The organism is Streptomyces sp. NPDC048664, assembly GCF_040650555.1.
Classification (GTDB): Bacteria; Actinomycetota; Actinomycetes; order Streptomycetales; family Streptomycetaceae; genus Streptomyces.
Window position 1 is genome coordinate 211099 of the sequence record NZ_JBEZHK010000005.1, and the last position, 19820, is coordinate 230918.

Here is a 19820-nt window from a genome sequence, read left to right on the forward strand (position 1 = left end):
CCCCGGCCCCGGCCGACGACGAGAGCCCCGGCGCCGACACCTCGGCAACGGAGCGGCCCAAAGGGACCCTCGCGGGGACACCCGAGGGGAGGGAAGAGCCCGGCCGGACGGCCGAAGGGGCGGACGGCTCCGAGGGGGCGGCCTCCGAAGGGGCGGAAGGGCCCGACGGGACGGCCGAAGGGACGCGCGAGTCCGAGGTCGAGGCCGACGAGGTCAAGGCCGAGGCCGATGCCGATGCCGGTGGGCGCGGCGAGCCCGGGAGCACGTCCGCGAAGGCGGCGGAACCGGCGCACGCGCCCGAGGAGACGACGGGGCCCGAGGCCACGCCCGGAGGGGCGAAGGCGGACCCCGAAGCCGCGCCCGGAGAGACGGCCGATCTCGAGGCCACGCCCGAGGAGACGAAGGTCGACCCCGAGGCGACGAAGGCGGGCCCCGCAGTCGATCTCGAAGACACGAAGGCCGACGCCGAAGCCGCGCCTGAAGAGACGGCCGACCCCGCAGCCACGCCCCCGAAGACGACCGCCCCCGAGGCGACGCCCGAAGGGACGAAGGCCGACACCGAAGCCATGCCTGGAGAGACGAAGGCCGACCCCGAAGCCACACCCGAAGGGGCGGCCGATCCCGAGGCGACACCCGCGGAGACGGCCGACCCCGAAGCCACGCCCGTGAAGGCGGCCGGCTCCGAGGGCGCATCCGAGCAGGCGGCCGGCTCCGAGGGCGCATCCGAGCAGGCGGAGGGTTCCGTGAGTGCGCCGGCCGGACGGTGGCGCCCGTTGCGTGCCTGGCGGGCCGCTCACCCCACGGCCACCCGCGTGATCGGCGTCGTCGTCACCGTTCTCGCCGGGGTCTTCGTCGTCGCCTCGCTCGTCCTGCCCAACCGGCCGGAGGACATCCGGCCGGCCGAGTTCGTCCGGCTCCCGGTGGAGGCGCTCATCGGAGCGGTCGTCCTGTCCGCGCTGCCGCGCCGGCCGCGGCTGGCGCTGGCCTGGGTGGGCGGCGTCGCGCTCGGGCTGCTGTCCCTGCTCAACCTGCTCGACGTCGGCTTCAACCAGTACCTGGGCCGCGGCTTCAACGTCATCCTCGACTGGCCCCTGTTCACCGACGCCTACTCCTACCTCCAGGACACGCTGGGCGGCTCGGGCGCCCTCGGCGTCCTGTTCGCGGCGGTCGCGATCGTGCTGGTCGTGCTCGCCCTCTCCGCGCTGTCCGTCGTACGGCTGAGCAACCTCATGGCACGGCACCGCGCCACCACCACCCGCGCCGTTCTGGTCCTGAGCATGGCGTGGATGACCTGCACGGCGCTCAGCCTCCAGGTCAGCGGGGTGCCGCTGGCGTCCGAGCGCACCGTCACCACGCTCCAGTCACGTACCGACGCGATCCGCCAGACCGTGCGCGACGAGCGGGAGTTCTCCAAGACCGCCAGGATCGACGCGTTCGGCGCCACCCCCGCCTCCCAGCTCGTCCCGGACCTGCGCGGCAAGGACATGATCTTCACGTTCATCGAAAGCTACGGCCGTAGCGCCGTCGAGGACCCGATCATGGCGCCCGGCGTCGACAGGACGCTCGACGGCAGCACCGAGGCGCTCGCGAAGGCGGGCTTCCACGCCAAGAGCGGCTGGCTGACCTCGGCGACGTACGGCGGCAGCAGCTGGCTCGGGCACTCCACGTTCATGTCGGGCCTGTGGGTCAACAACCAGAACCGCTACCGGACCGTCTCCGCGAGCGACCACCTCACCCTCACCGACGCGTTCAAGAAGAGCGGCGCCTGGGACACCGTGGGGGTCATGCCCGGTGTGCAGAAGGGCTGGCCGGAGGCGAAGTGGTACGGCCTGGACAAGGTCTACAACGCCTTCCAGCTCGGCTACCAGGGACCGAAGTTCGGCTGGTCCACGATGCCGGACCAGTACACCCTGGAGCAGTTCCAGAAGCGGGTGCACGGCAAGAAGCACGCCAAGCCGCTGACGTCGTTCGTCATCCTGACCTCCAGCCACCAGCCCTGGGCGCCGATCCCCAAGATGGTCCCCTGGGACAAGCTGGGCAACGGCTCGATCTTCGACGCCATCCAGAAGGCGGGCAACAAGTCGTCCGACATCATCGCCGACTCCACCCGCTCCAAGGAGGAGTACGGCAAGACCGTCCAGTACTCGGTGACCGCCCTGACCCAGTGGCTCGAGCGCTACGGCAACGACAACACGGTCCTCGTCTTCCTCGGTGACCACCAGCCGATCTCCCGGGTGAGCGGCAACCACGCCAGCCGTGACGTGCCGTGCGCGATCGTCGCCAAGGACCCGAAGGTGCTCGACAAGGTCGCCGACTGGGGGTGGACGGACGGCCTGCGGCCCGCGCACAACGCGCCGGTGTGGAAGATGAGTTCGTTCCGCGACCGCTTCCTGACGGCGTACGGCTCGACCCCGCACCCGTCGAAGAACTAGAGGAACCAGCAGCGCGGCAGGCCGCGTCCACCCCGTCGCGGAGTCGGGCGCGGCCTTCCTACACTCACCGCATGGACAACCACACGTGCACCCACTGCGGCACCGTCGGCCTGGTGGAGGGCTTCATCGAGGACTCCGGCCAGGGATCGCGCGGGTACGCGCGCTGGATCGAAGGGGCCCTGGAGCGGGGGTTCTTCGGGGGCGCGAAACGGCTGGGCCGGCTCCGGCGGCAGATAGAGGCGTTCCGCTGCCCCCGGTGCGGGCGCCTCGAACTGTTCGCCACCGAGGAGGCGTAGCGGCCCGGCGGGGACGCCCGACCGGGCCGGTGGTGTCAGCCGCCGGACGTGTCCAGTTCCGCGTCCTCGCTGATGCCCGCGCAGTCGTACGGGTCCTTCAGCCAGCCGTCCGGCAGGACCACCCGGTTGTTGCCGGACGTACGGCCGCGGGGGCCGTCGGCGCCGGTCGGCCAGGGCTGGTCGAGGTCGAGTTCGTCCAGGCCCGCCCGCAGTTCCTCCAGCGAGGAGGTGATCGCGAGCCGCTTGCGCATCTCGGAGCCGACCGAGAAGCCCTTCAGGTACCAGGCCACGTGCTTGCGGAAGTCGATGACCCCGCGCGACTCGTCGCCGATCCACTCGCCGAGCAGGGTGGCGTGCCGGACCATGACGTCCGCGACCTCGCGCAGGACGGGTCGCGCCAGCTCCTCGGCGCGCCCCTCGAAGGCCGCGACCAGATCGGCGAACAGCCACGGCCGGCCGAGGCAGCCCCGGCCCACGACGACCCCGTCGCAGCCCGTCTCGCGCACCATCCGCAGGGCGTCCTCGGCGGACCAGATGTCGCCGTTGCCGAGCACCGGGATCTCGGGGACGTGCTCCTTCAGCCGGGCGATGGAGTCCCAGTCGGCGGTGCCGCCGTAGTGCTGGGAGGCGGTGCGGCCGTGCAGCGCGATGGCGGTCACGCCCTCCTCGACGGCGATGCGTCCGGCGTCCAGGAACGTGATGTGGTCGTCGTCGATGCCCTTGCGCATCTTCATGGTGACCGGGAGGTCGCCGGCGCCGCTGACCGCCTCGCGCAGGATCGCCCGCAGCAGGTTTCGCTTGTAGGGGAGGGCGGAGCCGCCGCCCTTGCGGGTCACCTTCGGGACCGGGCAGCCGAAGTTCAGGTCGATGTGGTCGGCGAGGCCCTCTTCCGCGATCATGCGGACGGCCTTGCCGACGGTCGCCGGGTCCACGCCGTACAGCTGGATCGAGCGGGGCTGCTCGCTCGGGTCGAACGTGATCAGCTGCATGGTCTTCTCGTTGCGCTCGACCAGGGCCCGGGTCGTGATCATCTCGCTCACGAACAGGCCCTTGCCACCGCTGAACTCCCTGCACAGGGTGCGGAACGGCGCGTTCGTGATCCCGGCCATGGGGGCGAGGACGACGGGCGGCTGGACGGCGTGGGGGCCGATCCGCAGCGTCGAGGGCATGGTGCGGGTGCTCGGGGTCGTCGGCGTGGGCATTCCCCCATTGTCACGCACACCGAGGGGTACCCGGTGCACATGATCGTGTACCAGTCATTAGTTAGACGCACTATCGATATCGGCGTACGATGAACGACATGCCCGAGCTGAGCCATCGCCGACGCGTCCTCGTGCTCGCGATCTGCTGCATGAGTCTGCTGATCGTGAGCCTGGACAACACCGTCCTGAACGTCGCCCTGCCCACCATGCAGAAGGAACTGCACGCGAGCGTGTCCGGCCTGCAATGGACGATCGACGCGTACACCCTGGTCCTGGCCTCGCTGCTGATGCTCGCGGGCTCGACCGCGGACCGCGTCGGCCGCCGCCGGGTCTTCCAGGCCGGGCTCGTGATCTTCACGATCGGCTCGGCGCTGTGCTCCCTCGCCCCGAACCTGGACTCCCTGATCGTCTTCCGCATGGTCCAGGCCGTGGGCGGCTCCATGCTCAACCCGGTCGCCATGTCGATCATCACCAACACCTTCACCTCCCCGCGCGAGCGCGCCCGCGCGATCGGGGTGTGGGGCGGCGTCGTCGGCATCTCCATGGCGGCGGGCCCCATCGTCGGCGGACTCCTGGTCGACTCGATCGGCTGGCGCTCGATCTTCTGGCTCAACCTGCCGGTGGGCCTCGCGGCGCTGCTGCTCACCATGGTGTTCGTCCCCGAGTCCCGCGCCCCCAAGGCCCGGCGGCCCGACCCGGTGGGCCAGCTCCTGGTCATCGCGCTGCTGGGGTCCCTGACCTACGCGATCATCGAGGCGCCCAGCTCGTCCGCCGCGCACACCCTGGCCTTCGGCGCGGTGGCCCTGGCCGCGCTGGTCGCCCTGCTGTGGTACGAACCGCGCCGCGCCGAACCGCTCATCGACCTGCGCTTCTTCCGCTCGGTGCCCTTCAGCGGGGCGACGGTGGTCGCGATCAGCGCGTTCGCGGCGCTCAGCGGCTTCCTGTTCCTGTCGACGCTCTACCTCCAGAACGTACGCCGTCTCGACGCCCTGCACGCGGGCCTGTGGATGCTGCCCATGGCCGTCATGTGCTTCGTGTGCGCGCCGGTCTCGGGGCGGCTGGTCGGCAGCAGGGGCCCGCGCTTCTCCCTGCTGACGGCGGGGATCGCCATGACCGCGAGCGGGCTGCTGTTCGCGGCCTTCCAGGCCGAGACCTCGAACGTCACCCTCGTGATCGGCTACGTCCTGTTCGGCCTCGGCTTCGGCTTCGTGAACGCGCCCATCACCAACACGGCGGTCTCGGGCATGCCCCGCGCGCAGGCCGGTGTCGCGGCCGCCGTCGCCTCCACCAGCCGGCAGATCGGCGGCACGCTCGGGGTCGCCGTGATCGGCTCGGTCCTGGCCTCCGGCGTGGGCAGGGGCCCGTACCAGGAGGTGTTCGTGTCCGCCGCCCGCCCCGGCTGGTGGATCCTGACCGCCTGCGGCCTCGCGGTCCTGGTGCTGGGCGCCCTGACGACGGGCCGCTGGGCCCACCGGACGGCGGAGCGCACGGCCGACCAGCTGCGCACGGCGGAGATACGGGACACGGCGGGCGTAGGCGCCTGACGCGGGGGCGCGGCGGCGCGGACGCGGCGGCCGGTGTCAGGCCGCCGTCCGCTCCCGCCCGCGCTCCCGGCGGAGCGCGATCTCCTGAAGCCGTTCGAGACGCTCCCGCGTCTCGTCGTCGGCGGGTGCGTACGACACCATCCGCGCGCCGTTGGTGGGCGCGAGCCACAGGTCCGTGTGGTCCAGCCTCAGCAGGCCCACATGGGCGTTGAGGAACTTCTTGCGCTTGCCGACGGAGCCGACCACCTCATGCCGCTCCCACACCTCACGGAACTCGGCGGACTGGGTCGTCAGCCGCTTCAGCAGCGTCTTCCACGCGGGCTCGCCGAGGTGGCCGGCCATGTTGGCGCGGAACTTGGCGGCCATGACCCGCATCGACGCCTCCAGGTCCACGGTGGCCGCGCGCCAGTCGGGGTGGGTGTAGCAGAGCACGAGGCAGTTGCGGTCCTCCGGGGGGACGGCGTCGAGGTCGCACAGCAGCAGCCCGTAGGTGCGGTTGTAGGCGACGATGTCGTACCGGCTGTTGGTGATGCAGGCCGGCAGCGGCTCCAGCTGCTCCAGCAGGATGCGCTGGGCGTCGGTGACCGGTGTGCAGCTGGCCCCGGGCGCCGGGTCCACGGCCCCGGCCAGGTTGAACAGGTGGGCGCGCTCGCTCGCGTCGAGCAGCAGGGTGCGCGCGAGGGCGTCCAGGACCTGGACGGAGACCTGGATGTCGCGCGCCTGCTCCAGCCAGGTGTACCAGGTGACGCCGACCGCGGAGAGCTGCGCGACCTCCTCGCGCCGCAGCCCCGGTGTGCGGCGGCGCCTGCCGCGGGGCAGTCCGACCTGCTCGGGGGTGATGTGCTCGCGGCGGTGCCGCAGGAAGGCCGCCAGCTCGTGCCGCCGGATGTCGGACGCGGGCGGGGCGTCGCGGTCCGTCGCCTGGCGCCCCTCGTCCGGCCTGCGCGCCGCTGTCCGCTGCACCATGGTCGTCATGCTCCCAGCCTGCCGCCTGCCCGACCCTGTTGCCAGGTAGTGCTTGTACCAGGATAAGGAGACTCTGGTACCACCCTGGGAGTCGGTGGAACCTCAGGGTGTGACCGAAACTCTCACTGCGCGCACGGTCCGCTCCCCGGTGCAGGAAACACCCCGGCTGAGCGGACTCGGACTGTTCACGGTGCTGCTGGGCGCCGCACTCCCCCTCATCGACTTCTTCATCGTCAACGTCGCCCTGCCGACCATCGGCGGGGACCTGCACGCGAGCGAGTCCGTCCTCGAACTCGTGGTGTCGGGCTACGGACTCGCCTACGCCGTCCTGCTCGTGCTGGGCGGCCGGCTCGGCGACCTGTTCGGGCGGCGCGAGTTCTTCCTCGGCGGGATGGCCGCCTTCGGCGTGACCTCGCTGGCCTGCGGCCTCGCCCCGAACGCCTGGACGCTGGTCGCGGCCCGTGTCGCGCAGGGCGCCGCGGCCGCCGCGATGCTGCCCCAGGTCCTGGCCACGATCCAGGCGGCGACCAGCGGCCGGCACCGCGCCAAGGCGATGAGCCTCTACGGCGCGACGGCCGGGCTGTCCATGGTCGCCGGACAGATCCTCGGCGGTGTGCTGGTGGCCGCGGACATCGCGGGCACCGGCTGGCGCTCGGTGTTCCTCGTCAACGTGCCGGTGGTGGTCGTCGGACTGTTCCTGGCCGCGCGCGCCGTTCCCGAGACCCGTGCCCCGCGCCCCGAGCCGGTGGACGTGCCCGGCACCGTGCTGCTGGCCGTGTCGCTGGTGACGCTGCTCGCACCGCTCACCGAGGGCCGTGCGGCGGGCTGGCCGCTGTGGACGTGGCTGTCGCTGGCGGTGTTCCCGTTCGCGGCGTGGGCGTTCTACGCGGTGGAGCGCGGAGCGGACCGGCGGGGCCGCACGCCGCTGGTGCCGCCGAGCCTGTTCGCGCTGGTGTCGCTGCGGCGCGGGCTGATCATGCTGGTGCCGTTCTCGATGGGGTTCAGCGGGTTCATGTTCGTGATCGCGGTGGCGCTTCAGCGGGGTGCGGGGCTGGGGCCGGTCCCGGCGGGGCTCGCGCTGACGCCGATGGCCGGGGCGTTCTTCCTCGTGTCGCTGTGCGGCCCACGTCTGGTCGCCCGCTTCGGCACCCGCGTGGTGAGCGCGGGCGGGCTTCTCCAGGGGATCGGTGTGGTCCTGATGGCGCTCGCGGTCTGGCGGTCCTGGCCGCACCTGGGCGTGGCGGAACTGCTGCCCGGTGCGGCGGTGGCGGGCGCGGGCCAGTCGCTCCAGCTCCCGATCGTGATGCGGATCATCCTGTCCGAGGTGCCGGCCGCCCGCGCGGGTGTGGGCGGCGGGGTCATGGTGACCACCCAGCAGTCGGCGCTGGCGCTGGGCGTGGCGACCCTCGGCTCCCTCTTCCTCGCGCTGGTGCCCGCGATGGGGATGCGGGACGCGCTGGTGACCACGCTCCTGGTCCAACTGGGCGCGGTCGCCCTCACGATCGCCCTGAGCCTGCGTCTGCCCCGCACGATCATCTGACGCCCGGGCGCCGACGCGGCGGGGCGCGGGGGCGGGGCGGCGCCGAGGGACTCCGGGTGGAATCCCTCGGCGTCGAGGCGCGCGGGGGCGCGGGGGCGGTGAACCCGTCTCGGACAAACGGTCGTTCGAGCGGGTTCCGCGGGCCGCGTCAGGGCACTCGGGGCGCTCAGGGCACGAAGACGTGCACCATCACCGTCTCGCCGGTGGGGTCGAGGGTGACCCAGCCGCTCGCCCGCCTGAACGACCTCGTGCCGCCCGTGATCGCGTCCTCGCCGTTCGCCCGGGAGTTCATGCCCTGCGCCGTGATCTGGCCGTAGGGCGTGTCGAACACGCCGGTCTCCTGCTCCTCGAGCGTGCCGCCGTCGACGGCCGTCACCACGCCCTGGTAGCCCCATGTGCCGTACGGCTGTCCCGTCCTGGTGAGGACGGCGGTGCCGAACTCGGTGAAGACGTCTCCGGCGACCGGGTTGGCCGGCAGGTCGGCGCCGCCGGTCCGGGTCAGGGTCAGCTCGAAGGTCCGCTCCCTGCCACCGCCCCAGCCGTGGTCGCCGGCCGAAGCGGCGGTGGCCGAAGGCATGGCCATCGCCACCAGGCCGGCCGTGGCGGCGGCGACCCCTGCGGCACGTCGAACTGATCGTTTCGCGAACACGAATGCTCCTTCGCTGCTTCGTCCTGTGCGAGGTCCGCCGTGAGGAGGCGGTTCGGCAGCGGTGATCATCACAGCCTGCCCCGGCCGCTAAACCCGTCGCGCCCCGGGCTACCCGAATGGCACCGGGAGGCGGGCCGGGCGCCACAGGAGGCGACACGCCGCGCGGGGGTGTCCGCGCCCTATATAACGGCTCCCATGGCAGCACTTGACTGGAAACTGGTCGTCGACGCGCGCGACTCCCTCGTCCTCGCGGACTTCTGGGCCGCCGCGCTGGGGTACGAGATCGAGGACAACAGTGCGTTGATCGCACGTCTGTTGGACGCGGGCCAGTTGCCCGAGGCGGCGGTCATCGAGCATGCCGACAGGCGCTACTTCCGGGGCTTCGCGGCGATCCGGCATCCCGAGGACCCCTACGACAAGGAGACCGGGATCGGCCAGGGGCGGCGCATCCTGTTCCAGGACGTCCCCGAGCCGAAGGCCGTGAAGAACCGGCTGCACATCGACGTCCACGCCGGGGCCGGGACGGAGGCGCGCGACGGGACGGTCGCACGGCTGGAGTCCCTGGGCGCGGCGCGCGTCGAGGAGTTGGACAAGGGCCCCGCCGGCCACTGGGTGGTCATGCGGGACCCGGAGGGCAACGAGTTCTGCGTGGCCTGAGCCACCCCCGCACACCACCGGGGCCGTGACCACCCGCCGGAACCCGGCGGGCCCACCGCGGGAACCGGGCGGCGGTGTGGGGTGGTTCGGTGGGGTGGCGTTCGGTTCGGTGAGGGGCATGGCGCCGGTGCGACGGCTTCAGTGGGTCGGGCGCAGTCCCTGGAGGAGCAGGTCGACGACCGCTGTGAACTCGGCGTCGATGCCGGGCCGCGCCCACTCCCGGTGGTAGCCCGGGTCGTGGAAGCGGCCCGTCGCGTGGAAGACGGCGCGGGCGGCCGTCGCCGGGTCGGCCATGGCGAAGGCGCCGGACTCCGCACCGGCGCGCAGGATCGTCTCGATCTGGCCGGTCAGGTCGTCGATGTGCTCACCGACCGCCGCACCGGCCTCCTCGGTCAGCACCATGTACGTGGCGAACAGCTCGGGGTCGTCCCCGGCCTTGCGGCGCTTGGCGTCCAGCAGGGCCGCCAGCCAGTCGCGCAGCCGCGCCCGCGGGTCCCGGTCCTCGTCGACGATCTTCGCGAGTACCTCGGACGTACGGTCCAGCCACCGCTTGGTGACCGCCTCCCGCAGCGCCGCCTTGGTCCGGAAGTGGCGGTACACGCTGCCGTGGCTGACGCCGAGCGCGCGGGCCACGTCCACCACGGTGGCCTTGGCCGGGCCGTGGCGGCGCAGCACCTCCTCGGTCGCTTCGAGGATGCGCTCGGCGGTCAGGGTCTCGGTGGTCGGTGCCATGGTCTCGACGGTACCCGGCGCCCGGGTCAGTGCTCGCTGTCGAGGTGGGCCATCTGCGCCCGGGGGTAGCGCTCCCCAGCAGCAGCGTCCGCGGGCACGGCCGCCTCGATGGCCGCGAGGTCGGCCTCGTCCAGGGTCACGTCCAGCGCGCCGAGCGCCTCCGCGAGGCGTTCGCGGGTGCGGGCGCCGAGCAGCGGGACGATGTCGTCGCCGCGCGAGAGCACCCAGGCGATGGCGAGCTGCGCGACGCTCGCGCCCTTCCGCTCGGCGATCTTCCTCAGCTGCTCGACCAGGTCGAGGTTGTGGTCGAGGTTCGCGCCCTGGAAGCGGGGCGAGTGGGCGCGGAAGTCGTTCGCGCCCAGCTGCCGGTCCCGGGTGAAGTGGCCCGAGATCAGGCCGCGGGAGAGCACGCCGTATGCGGTGATCCCGATGCCCAGCTCACGGGTGACGGGCAGGATGCGGTCCTCGATGCCGCGCGAGATCAGCGCGTACTCGATCTGCAGGTCCGTGATGGGGGCGGTGGCGACGGCCCGGCGGATGGTGTCCGCGCCGACCTCGCTGAGGCCGATGTGCCGGACGTACCCCTTCTCCACCAGTTCGGCGACGGCGCCCACCGTCTCCTCGATGGGCACGTCCGGGTCCAGGCGTGCGAGCCGGTAGACGTCGATGTGGTCGACGCCGAGGCGCTGGAGCGAGTAGGAGGCGAAGTTCTTCACGGCCGCAGGTCGGCCGTCGATTCCGATCCAGTCGCCGCCGGGGCCGCGCATGGCGCCGAACTTGACGCTGACCAGGGCCTGTTCCCGGCGGGCCGCGGGGGCGGTGCGCAGGGCCTCGCCGACCAGCATCTCGTTGTGGCCCATGGCGTAGAAGTCGCCGGTGTCCAGCAGGGTCACGCCCGCCTCCAGGGCGGCGTGGACGGTGGCGAGGGACTCGGCGCGGTCCGCGTCGCCGTACATGGCGGACATGCCCATGCAGCCGAGGCCGATCGGGAAGACGCGGGGGCCGGTGCTGCCGAGGGGGCGGGGGGTGGGGGTGCTCATGGGGACTCCTTGGGTTTCCTCCGTGGTGACTCCACCTTCGCATGACAGCTGACAGATTTCAATATCTGTCATTTGATAGTTGTCGCGTGTCCGGAAACGACGGACGCCGGGCGGGCTGCCGATGCAGCCCACCCGGCGTCCGGGAGGTCGTTCAGGCGGTACCGGCTAGCAGCCGATCAGCCGCGCGGCGAGGTAGCCCTCGATCTGGTCCAGCGACACGCGCTCCTGCTTCATCGAGTCGCGCTCGCGGACGGTCACCGCGTTGTCGTCCAGCGTGTCGAAGTCGACCGTCACGCAGAACGGCGTACCGATCTCGTCCTGGCGGCGGTAGCGGCGGCCGATGGCGCCCGCGTCGTCGAACTCGATGTTCCAGTGCCCGCGCAGCGCCTGGGCCAGGCCCTTGGCCTTCGGCGACAGTTCGGGGTTGCGGGACAGCGGCAGGACCGCGACCTTCACGGGCGCGAGGCGCGGGTCGAGCCGCAGCACCGTGCGCTTCTCCATCTTGCCCTTGGCGTTGGGCGCCTCGTCCTCGACGTAGGAGTCGAGCAGGAACGCCAGCATCGTGCGGCCGACACCGGCCGCGGGCTCGATGACGTACGGCGTCCAGCGCTCCTGGGCCTCCTGGTCGTAGTAGGCGAGGTCCTGGCCGGAGGCCTTGGAGTGTGCGGAGAGGTCGTAGTCCGTGCGGTTGGCGACGCCCTCCAGCTCACCCCACTCGTTGCCGCCGAACTGGAAGCGGTACTCGATGTCGGCGGTGCGCTTGGAGTAGTGGGAGAGCTTCTCCTTGGGGTGGTCGTACCACCGCATGTTCTCCTCGCGCAGACCGAGGCCGGTGTACCAGTTCCAGCGCTGCTCCATCCAGTACTCCTGCCACGTCTCGTCCTCGCCCGGCTTGACGAAGAACTCCATCTCCATCTGCTCGAACTCGCGGGTGCGGAAGATGAAGTTGCCGGGCGTGATCTCGTTGCGGAAGGACTTGCCCATCTGCGCGATGCCGAACGGCGGCTTCTTGCGGGCGGTCTGCTGGACCTGGCTGAAGTTGGTGAAGATGCCCTGCGCGGTCTCGGGGCGCAGGTAGGCGACCGAGCCGCTGTCCTGCGTGGGGCCGAGGTGGGTGGAGAGCAGCCCCGAGAACTGCTTGGGCTCGGTGAACTGGCCCTTGTTGCCACAGTTGGGGCAGTTGACGTCCGCGAGGCCGTTCTCCGGCAGGCGGTTGTGCTTGGCCTCGTAGGCCTCCTCCAGGTGGTCCGCGCGGAAGCGCTTGTGGCAGGAGGTGCACTCGGTGAGCGGGTCGGTGAAGGTGGCGACGTGACCGGAGGCCACCCAGACCTCGGTCGCCAGGATCACCGAGGAGTCGATGCCGACGACGTCCTCGCGGGACGTGACCATGTAGCGCCACCACTGGCGCTTGATGTTCTCCTTGAGCTCGACACCCAGCGGTCCGTAGTCCCAGGCGGCCCGCTGACCGCCGTAGATCTCGCTGCACGGGAATACGAAGCCACGGCGCTTGCTCAGGCTGACGATGGTGTCGATCTTGTCGGCGGCCACGGTGCTCTCTTCATTACGACGACGGGCGACGAAGCTGCCGCTTCAGGGCGGTGTGCTGCCCCAGGGCAGTGCACCGCCTCAGCGTTGCTTCAGAGCGAATGCTTCAGGTTACCGGCGGGGGCTCCCCTCCAATCAAATCGGTAGGCAGACCGCGGGCCTGAAGCGGGGTCCCCCGGATCCGCGAGCCGGGCCGGCACCCCGGCTTATTGACAACCGTTTCCATCTTTGTTGAAAATGAATGTCATGAACCCACGTCGTCGACGCCCCATACGCGCGGCCGCCCTGACCGCGGTCGCCGCCCTCACCCTCGCGGGCACCTCGGGCTGCCGCTCCGACAGCCAGGCCACGGGGTGCAGCCACGGGAAGAACGAGAACGACGGGACGCTCGACGTCGTCGCGTCCTTCTATCCGATGGCCTTCCTCGCCGAGCAGGTCGGCGGCCCCCACGTCCGGGTCAGCAGCCTGACCCAGCCCGGCCAGGAACCGCACGACCTGGAGATCAGCGCCCGGCAGACCGCGTGCCTCCAGGAGTCCGACGCGGTCCTCTACCTCAAGGGCCTCCAGCCCTCCGTCGACGACGCGGTCGCCCAGTCCGAGGTGCGCACGAAGATCGACGCGGCCTCGCTGACCACCCTGGAGAAGCACGGCAACGAGGTGGGCGGGCACGCCGCCGCCCACGACGACTCCCCGGGCGAGGAGGAGGGCGGCGGCAAGGACCCCCACCTCTGGCTGGACCCGGTGCGCTACGCCCAGGTCGCGGCCGGCGTCGGCAGGGCCTTCGAGAAGGCCGACCCCGACCACGCCGACGGCTACCGCGCCCGCACCAGGACACTGACGGCCAGGCTCCACGCCCTGGACACCCGGTACGCGGACGGGCTGCGCAGCACCCGGAGCAAGGTCTTCATCACCACCCACGCCGCCTTCGGCTACCTCGCCGAGCGCTACGGCATCACCGAGGAGGCCATCAACGGCCTGGACCCGGACTCCGAGCCCAGCGCCGCCCGGGTGCGCGGCCTGGAGTCGATGGCCCGCGCCGACGGGGTGTCCACGGTCTTCTACGAGACGCTCGTCAGCGACGCCACCGCCAAGACCGTCGCCAAGGACGCCGGGCTGCGCACCGACGTGCTCGACCCGATCGAGGGCATCACCCCCAAGTCCCGCGGCAGGGACTACTTCCAGGTCATGGACGCCAACCTGACCGCCCTGCGCACCGCCCTGGGGGCCCGATGAGCGAGGCGGTCCTGACCCTGTGCGGCGTCCACGCCGACCTCGGCGCACGCCCCGTCCTGCGCGGCGTCGACCTCGAGGTGCGGCGCGGCGAGGTGGTGGCGCTGCTCGGCGCGAACGGCTCGGGCAAGTCCACCGCCGTGCGCACCGCCGTCGGACTGGTGCCGGTGGCCTCCGGCGCGGTCGAGCTGTTCGGCGGCCCGCGCGAGCGGTTCCGCGACTGGCGGCGCGTGGGATACGTGCCCCAGCGCACCACGGCCGCGGGCGGCGTGCCCGCCACGGTGGCGGAGATCGTCGCCTCCGGCCGGCTCGCCCGCAGCCGCTTCGGCAGGGCGCGCAAGGCCGACCGCGACGCCGTACGGGCCGCCCTGGAACTGGTCGGCATGGCGGACCGGGCCAAGGACCGCATGGACGCGCTCTCCGGCGGCCAGCACCAGCGCGTCCTGATCGCCCGGGCGCTCGCCTCACGGCCCGAACTGCTCATCATGGACGAGCCGTTGGCGGGTGTGGACCTGGCGAGCCAGCAGACGCTCGCCCACACGCTTCAGGGCCAGGTGGCCGGCGGCACGAGCGTCCTGCTGGTCCTGCACGAGCTGGGGCCCCTGGAACCGCTCATCGACCGGGCGGTCGTGCTGCGCGACGGCCGCGTCGTGCACGACGGCCCGCCCGACCGGTCCCCCGAGGGCCACGACCCGGTCCACCACGCACACCCCCCGCACCACGTCGCCCGCGACGGGCACCTGGCGACCTCACCCCTTCCGACAGGAGAACGGGCCGACTGATGGACTTCCTGGACTACGCCTTCATGCAGCGTGCCCTGCTGGCCGCCGTGCTGGTCGGTATCACCGCGCCCGCCGTCGGCATCCATCTCGTGCAGCGCCGCCAGGCCCTGATGGGCGACGGCATCGGCCATGTCGCCATGACGGGCGTCGGCCTCGGCTTCCTGCTCTCCACCTCCCCGGTGTGGATGGCGACGGCCGTCTCCGTCCTCGGCGCGGTGCTGATGGAACTGATCCGCTGGTACGGCCGCACACGCGGGGACATCGCGCTCGCCCTGCTGTTCTACGGCGGTATGGCGGGCGGCGTGATGTTCATCAACCTGGCCCCGGGCGGCTCCAACGCGAACCTCACCTCCTACCTGTTCGGTTCGCTCTCGACCGTCTCGCAGGAGGACCTCACGGCGATCTGCGTGCTGGCCGCGTTCGTCGTCCTGGTCACGGTCGGCCTGCGCCGCCAGCTGTTCGCGGTCGGCCAGGACGAGGAGTTCGCGCGGGTGACGGGGCTGCCGGTGCGCGCCCTCAACCTGCTCACGGCCGTCACGGCGGCCATGACCGTGACGGTCGCCATGCGGGTGGTGGGCCTGCTCCTGGTCTCCGCCCTGATGGTGGTGCCCGTCGCCGCGGCACAGCAGCTCGGCCGCGGCTTCACGGCGACCTCGGTGATCTCGGCCGTGATCGGGGTGGGTGTGACCCTCGGCGGCACGATCACGTCGTACTACCAGGACGTGCCGCCCGGCGCGACGATCGTGCTGCTGACGATCGCGGCGTTCCTCGCGCTGACCGCGCTCGCCGCGCCCCTGGCCCGCCGGCGGGCCCGTGCGGCGGCCGCCGCGGACCTCGCGGGGGGCCTCGCGGCGGGCCGCGCCCAGGACGCGCCGACGGGTGCGGTTCCGGCCGCCCGGGAGGCGGCCGACGGGGCCGGAGTCTGACCGCGAGCCGTCTGGACTGGCACAATGGCCCGGCAAGGCGCAGGCCTGGACTGCGCGAGAGCCGAGGCGAGCGAGCCATCGCGAAGGAGGCAGCCGTGACGACCGCCGGCCCGCCCGTACGGGGACGTTCCACCCGCCAGCGTGCCGCCGTGGCGGCGGCACTCGACGAGGTCGACGAGTTCCGCAGCGCCCAGGAGCTCCACGACATGCTCAAGCACAAGGGCGACTCGGTGGGCCTGACCACCGTCTACCGCACTCTGCAGTCCCTGGCCGACGCCGGCGAGGTCGACGTGCTGCGCACCTCGGACGGGGAGTCCGTCTACCGCCGCTGCTCGACCGGCGAGCACCACCACCACCTGGTGTGCCGGGTGTGCGGCAAGGCCGTCGAGGTGGAGGGTCCCGCCGTGGAGAAGTGGGCCGAGGCCATCGCCGCGGAGCACGGCTACACCAACGTCGCCCACACGGTGGAGATCTTCGGCACCTGCGCGGAGTGCTCCGCGCGGTAGGCCCCGCCCCCCTCGCCCGCCGGACGGGCCAGGGCCTAGCGGACCCGGGGCAGCCGGGTGTCCAGGAGGGCGCGCAGGCGGTCCAGGTCCTCGGGCGATCGCGCGCCGCGCTTCACGAGCACCGCCGCGCAGTTCCCGCGCCGGTCGGGGCTGCGCAGCACGAAGCAGTGCTCGCCCTCGGCGTAGCTGCCGTAGTTGGTCCACGCCATGCGCGCGTCCATGTGGGTGCTGGCCGTCCGGACGCCGTCCTCGCCGACGGACACCCGCATCGTGCCGTGGTGCTGGTTGGCCTTGAGCAGGTTGCGGGCCGAGATGCGGGGTGAGCGGTACATCAGCACCGCCCAGGCGACGAGCCCGATGCCGAACGCGAAGAAGCCGCCGTGGTCCCCGCGCAGCCCCAGGGCCACCAGAGCGGCGCCCACCAGCCCGACGCAGACGTGGAGGACGGGGTGGAGGAAGAGGCCGTACAGCCCGCCCCGCTTGCGGATCAGGACCCTGACGGCGTCCGCCAGGTCCTCGACCCGCAGGTCGTACTCCAGCTCGACCTGTCTTCCGTGCTGCTCCACGGCCTGCTCACTCATGGTCCCTCCCCGGTCCTGCGTGCGAGCGGTGATCGTAGAGCAGCACCGCGGACCGCCGGTGAACCGGGGGCCCCGCCCACCGGCCCCGCCGCCGCGGCTACTCCTGGCCGCCCTCCATGGCCAGCAGTTCCTCGTTCGGGACGGCGCCGCCGAAGCGGCGGTCGCGGGAGGCGAACTCCACGCACGCCCGCCACAGGTCGCGGCGGTCGAAGTCCGGCCACAGCACGTCCTGGAAGACCAGCTCGGCGTAGGCGCTCTGCCACAGGAGGTAGTTGGAGGTGCGCTGTTCGCCGCTCGGCCGAAGGAACAGGTCCACGTCGGGCATGTCCGGGTAGTAGAGGTACTTCGCGAGGGTCTTCTCGCTGACCTTCGAGGGGTCGAGCCGGCCCGCCCTCACGTCCTCGGCGAGGGCCTGCGCCGCGTCGGCGATCTCGGCGCGGCCGCCGTAGTTCATGCAGAAGTAGAGCGTGAGCCGGTCGTTGTCCTTGGTCTGCTCCTGGGCGATCTGGAGCTCCTTGGCCACCGACTTCCACAGCTTGGGCATACGGCCCACCCAGCGCACCCGGATGCCCAGCTCGTCGAGCTGGTCGCGGGTCTTGCGGATGAAGTCGCGGTTGAAGTTCATGAGAAAGCGGACCTCGTCGGGCGAGCGCTTCCAGTTCTCGGTGGAGAAGGCGTACAGCGAGATGTTCTGCACGCCCATCTCGATGCATCCCTGGAGCACGTCGAGGACCCGCTCGGCGCCGACCTTGTGCCCCTCGGTGCGCGGCAGGCCGCGCTCCTTGGCCCAGCGGCCGTTGCCGTCCATGACGATCGCCACGTGCTTGGGGATCAGCTCGCCGGGGAGCCTCGGCGCACGGGCCCCGGACGGGTGCGGTTCCGGCGTCCGGTACTCACGGCGCTGGCGTCCCAGGAACCCGCGTACGGCCATGTGCTTCTCTTCTCCCTCGGTGTTTCTTCAGGCTCGGCCGCGCCTCGGGCCCGGCCTTGTCTCAGGTCGCTTCGACGTACGTCGCCCTACTGTTCCACGTAGCGCAGGGAGCGCAGTCCGCGCTCCAGGTGCCAGTGCAGATAGGCGGACACCAGCCCGCTGCCCTCCCGGACGTACCGGGGCTCGCACGCGTCGGCGGTCTCCCAGTCCCCCGTCAGCAGCGCGCCGAGCAGTCCGAGCGCCCCCGGCGAGGGTACGACGCTGCCGGGCACCCGGCAGTCGACGCAGACCACGCCGCCCGAGGCCACGGAGAAGAACCGGTTGGGTCCGGGCATGCCGCACTTCGCGCAGTCCCCGAAGCTGGGCGCGTAGCCGTTGACGGCGAGGGAGCGCAGCAGGAAGGCGTCGAGCACGAGATGCGGCGCGTGCTCGCCGCGGGCGAGGGTGCGCAGGCCCCCGACGAGCAGCAGATACTGCTGGACGGCCGGTTCGCCCTCGTGGTCGGTGAACCGCTCGGCGGTCTCCAGCATGGCGGTGCCGGCGGTGTAGCGGGCGTAGTCCATGACGATGCCGCCGCCGTAGGGCGCGATGGTCTCGCTCTGGGTGCACAGCGGCAGCCCGCGCCCCACCAGGTCGCTCCCCCGCGCGAAGAACTGCACGTCCACGTGGGAGAACGGCTCCAGCCGGGCGCCGAACTTCGACTTGGTCCGTCTCACCCCGCGGGCCACGGCACGTACGCGTCCATGGCCTCGGGTGAGCAGGGTGATGATCCGGTCCGCCTCACCCAGCTTCTGGGTGCGCAGCACGATGCCGTCGTCGCGGAACAGACTCATGGGCCCCATTCTCGCCTACGCCGCACGCGCCCCGGGGGGCCGGGCGTCAAGGGACCTCGCCCCGGCTGCGCGCGTTGGCGTACGCGGTCGCGGCGCGCAGGCGCTCCGCCGGGGTCGCGGCGCGCACGGCGTCCGGTTCCACGTCCCACTCCCTGCCCCCGCCATACGGCCTCAGCTGCACATACGGCCCCTCGTGCCCCATCACCACGCCGACCCTTCCGGTACGGACGTCGATGGCGTACGAGCCGATCGGCGGCTCCTGCATCACTCCTCCGCGGCCGGCCGCGGACGCCACTTCTTCACGATCTCCTCCGCTCTTCGACGCGCCGCGCCGAGTCTCGTCCCCCGAGTGATACGTGCACTGCAGCCATCGAACTCCCCCGCCCTGTCGACTTTTACCCTTCGCGCCCCCGTGGTGACGCTCTGCATCTACACTGGCGGGTGTCTGCGCTGTGCAAGACGCGAGGTGGACGCGGTGCGTTCGTCCGAGCGGGGGTTTCGCGGAGGTTCGGCCGCCGACACGCAGGCACACAACCCCAGTGGCCCTACCGCTCCCCGGGGTCGGGCGGCGCGAGGGACAGCAGGGCGTCGACGAAGGCGGGGCCGTCCGGGACCGCGCCGAAGTAGTCGCGGTCGACGGACTCGACGGCTTCGACGGCCCGCGCGGCGAGCCCTCTCCCCTCCGGCGTGACGAGCAGGCGTCTGACCCGGGTGTCCCGCTGGTCCTGCTCGCGCCTGAGGAGCCGTTTGGCCTCCAGGGTCCGGGCGACCTGGGAGGTGGTCATGGCGTCCATGCCGGCGTGTTCGGCGAGTTCGCGCTGGCTGGGTGGCCGGCCGTCGCGGCCGAGCCACCAGGCGCCGGCCAGCACGACGAACTGGGGATGCGTCAGCCCGAGGGGCCGCAGGGCTCCCGCGACGGCCCGCTGCCACCGCAGCGTGACCCGCCACAGCAGGAACCCCGGGTTGCCCCAGGGTTCCCGCCCCCGCCGCTCGCGGTCGGTCATGCGTGCCGCCGCGCGGCCTCGGCCAGGGCCGCCATGGCGTCGGGGAAGTCGGCGCCGATCCGGGGCCCGAGCTCGGGTCCCATCCGGTCGGCGGCCGGCCCCTCGATCTCCAGCCGGTGTGTGATCCGCGTACGGTCGCCCGGCAGCGGGGTCAGCAGATGGACGAAGCGCAGGGTGACGGTGTCCGGGATCACCGTCTCGTCGGTGAAGCCCTTGTCGGGCACGACCTCCGTGAGGACGAACGGCAGCGCCTCCTGCCCCTGGGGCGTCAGCGTCCCCGTCACGCCCGCCTCGAACGGTCCGGCCAGCGTCACGCGCTCGAGGCCCTCGTCCCACTCGGGCCAGGTCGCGGTGTCCGCGTACCGCGCCCAGACCTGGGCCGTGGTCACGTCGGCCTCGACGGTGTGCTCGAACTCCCACATGC

The 19820-nt window shown here is 72.0% G+C and carries 21 protein-coding genes; 9 read left to right on the forward strand and 12 right to left on the reverse strand.

Features of this window, described 5'->3' with window-relative positions:
• Nucleotides 1-566 precede the first annotated feature (566 nt).
• Both AB0C59_RS07975 and AB0C59_RS07980 read left to right on the forward strand, forming a co-directional pair.
• Nucleotides 567-2432 (forward strand): sulfatase-like hydrolase/transferase, encoded by a 1866-nt coding sequence (locus AB0C59_RS07975; RefSeq protein ID WP_363001933.1) that lies wholly within the window; start codon nt 567-569, stop codon nt 2430-2432.
• A 71-nt stretch (nt 2433-2503) separates the two neighbouring features.
• Nucleotides 2504-2728, forward strand: coding sequence for a hypothetical protein (locus AB0C59_RS07980; protein ID WP_363001772.1), 225 nt, complete (start codon nt 2504-2506; stop codon nt 2726-2728).
• Between the two features lie 35 nt (nt 2729-2763).
• On the opposite strand, the gene dusB is transcribed toward AB0C59_RS07980, so the two are convergent.
• Complete coding sequence (dusB, locus tag AB0C59_RS07985; protein WP_363001774.1) at nt 2764-3930, reverse strand: tRNA dihydrouridine synthase DusB; 1167 nt, start codon at nt 3928-3930, stop codon at nt 2764-2766.
• Between the two features lie 98 nt (nt 3931-4028).
• On the opposite strand from dusB, the gene AB0C59_RS07990 reads away from it, so the two are divergent.
• Nucleotides 4029-5474, forward strand: a complete 1446-nt coding sequence (locus AB0C59_RS07990) for an MFS transporter (protein WP_363001776.1) — start codon at nt 4029-4031, stop codon at nt 5472-5474.
• A gap of 36 nt (nt 5475-5510) precedes the next feature.
• Here AB0C59_RS07990 and AB0C59_RS07995 read toward each other — a convergent pair whose 3' ends face one another.
• Entirely contained in the window at nt 5511-6449 is a 939-nt protein-coding gene (locus tag AB0C59_RS07995) for a helix-turn-helix transcriptional regulator (RefSeq protein WP_363001778.1), read from the reverse strand.
• Between the two features lie 100 nt (nt 6450-6549).
• Here AB0C59_RS07995 and AB0C59_RS08000 point away from each other — a divergent pair, with 100 nt between their 5' ends.
• Nucleotides 6550-7980: an MFS transporter gene (locus tag AB0C59_RS08000; protein ID WP_363001780.1), complete on the forward strand. Its 1431-nt coding sequence runs from the start codon at nt 6550-6552 to the stop codon at nt 7978-7980.
• Nucleotides 7981-8146: 166 nt separating this feature from the next.
• On the opposite strand, the gene AB0C59_RS08005 is transcribed toward AB0C59_RS08000, so the two are convergent.
• Nucleotides 8147-8629 (reverse strand): hypothetical protein, encoded by a 483-nt coding sequence (locus AB0C59_RS08005; protein WP_363001782.1) that lies wholly within the window; start codon nt 8627-8629, stop codon nt 8147-8149.
• A gap of 195 nt (nt 8630-8824) precedes the next feature.
• Here AB0C59_RS08005 and AB0C59_RS08010 point away from each other — a divergent pair, with 195 nt between their 5' ends.
• Entirely contained in the window at nt 8825-9286 is a 462-nt protein-coding gene (locus AB0C59_RS08010; RefSeq protein ID WP_363001784.1) for a VOC family protein, read from the forward strand.
• 138 nt (nt 9287-9424) lie between these two features.
• On the opposite strand, the gene AB0C59_RS08015 is transcribed toward AB0C59_RS08010, so the two are convergent.
• The 3 genes from AB0C59_RS08015 to AB0C59_RS08025 all read right to left on the reverse strand — a co-directional run bounded on the left by AB0C59_RS08015 (nt 9425) and on the right by AB0C59_RS08025 (nt 12606).
• Entirely contained in the window at nt 9425-10018 is a 594-nt protein-coding gene (locus AB0C59_RS08015; protein WP_363001786.1) for a TetR family transcriptional regulator, read from the reverse strand.
• A gap of 26 nt (nt 10019-10044) precedes the next feature.
• The gene (locus AB0C59_RS08020) at nt 10045-11058 is read right to left on the reverse strand and encodes an aldo/keto reductase (RefSeq protein ID WP_363001788.1); all 1014 of its coding nucleotides are present in this window, start codon (nt 11056-11058) and stop codon (nt 10045-10047) included.
• Nucleotides 11059-11223: 165 nt separating this feature from the next.
• The gene (locus AB0C59_RS08025; protein ID WP_363001790.1) at nt 11224-12606 is read right to left on the reverse strand and encodes a glycine--tRNA ligase; all 1383 of its coding nucleotides are present in this window, start codon (nt 12604-12606) and stop codon (nt 11224-11226) included.
• A 243-nt stretch (nt 12607-12849) separates the two neighbouring features.
• Between AB0C59_RS08025 and AB0C59_RS08030 the strand changes: the two genes are divergently transcribed.
• The 4 genes from AB0C59_RS08030 to AB0C59_RS08045 all read left to right on the forward strand — a co-directional run bounded on the left by AB0C59_RS08030 (nt 12850) and on the right by AB0C59_RS08045 (nt 16047).
• Nucleotides 12850-13836, forward strand: coding sequence for a metal ABC transporter substrate-binding protein (locus AB0C59_RS08030; protein ID WP_363001792.1), 987 nt, complete (start codon nt 12850-12852; stop codon nt 13834-13836).
• A complete protein-coding gene (locus AB0C59_RS08035; RefSeq protein ID WP_363001794.1) occupies nt 13833-14615 on the forward strand; it encodes a metal ABC transporter ATP-binding protein in 783 nt (260 codons plus the stop codon). Before AB0C59_RS08030 ends, AB0C59_RS08035 begins: the two co-directional genes overlap by 4 nt.
• Nucleotides 14615-15541 (forward strand): metal ABC transporter permease, encoded by a 927-nt coding sequence (locus tag AB0C59_RS08040; RefSeq protein WP_363001796.1) that lies wholly within the window; start codon nt 14615-14617, stop codon nt 15539-15541. Before AB0C59_RS08035 ends, AB0C59_RS08040 begins: the two co-directional genes overlap by 1 nt.
• Nucleotides 15542-15636: 95 nt before the next feature.
• Nucleotides 15637-16047, forward strand: coding sequence for a transcriptional repressor (locus tag AB0C59_RS08045; RefSeq protein ID WP_363001798.1), 411 nt, complete (start codon nt 15637-15639; stop codon nt 16045-16047).
• A 35-nt stretch (nt 16048-16082) separates the two neighbouring features.
• Here the strand turns inward: AB0C59_RS08045 and AB0C59_RS08050 are convergent, their stop codons facing one another.
• From AB0C59_RS08050 to AB0C59_RS08075, 6 genes are all read right to left on the reverse strand, one after another.
• Nucleotides 16083-16628, reverse strand: a complete 546-nt coding sequence (locus AB0C59_RS08050) for a hypothetical protein (RefSeq protein WP_363001800.1) — start codon at nt 16626-16628, stop codon at nt 16083-16085.
• 97 nt (nt 16629-16725) lie between these two features.
• A complete protein-coding gene (locus AB0C59_RS08055; protein ID WP_363001802.1) occupies nt 16726-17559 on the reverse strand; it encodes an isoprenyl transferase in 834 nt (277 codons plus the stop codon).
• A gap of 86 nt (nt 17560-17645) precedes the next feature.
• Complete coding sequence (gene recO, locus AB0C59_RS08060; RefSeq protein ID WP_363001804.1) at nt 17646-18392, reverse strand: DNA repair protein RecO; 747 nt, start codon at nt 18390-18392, stop codon at nt 17646-17648.
• Nucleotides 18393-18438: 46 nt separating this feature from the next.
• Nucleotides 18439-18657, reverse strand: coding sequence for a hypothetical protein (locus AB0C59_RS08065; RefSeq protein ID WP_363001806.1), 219 nt, complete (start codon nt 18655-18657; stop codon nt 18439-18441).
• A 280-nt stretch (nt 18658-18937) separates the two neighbouring features.
• Nucleotides 18938-19396, reverse strand: a complete 459-nt coding sequence (locus AB0C59_RS08070) for a MarR family transcriptional regulator (RefSeq protein WP_363001808.1) — start codon at nt 19394-19396, stop codon at nt 18938-18940.
• A complete protein-coding gene (locus tag AB0C59_RS08075; RefSeq protein WP_363001810.1) occupies nt 19393-19818 on the reverse strand; it encodes an SRPBCC family protein in 426 nt (141 codons plus the stop codon). The genes AB0C59_RS08070 and AB0C59_RS08075 overlap by 4 nt, the downstream gene beginning before the upstream one ends.
• Nucleotides 19819-19820: the final 2 nt, after the last annotated feature.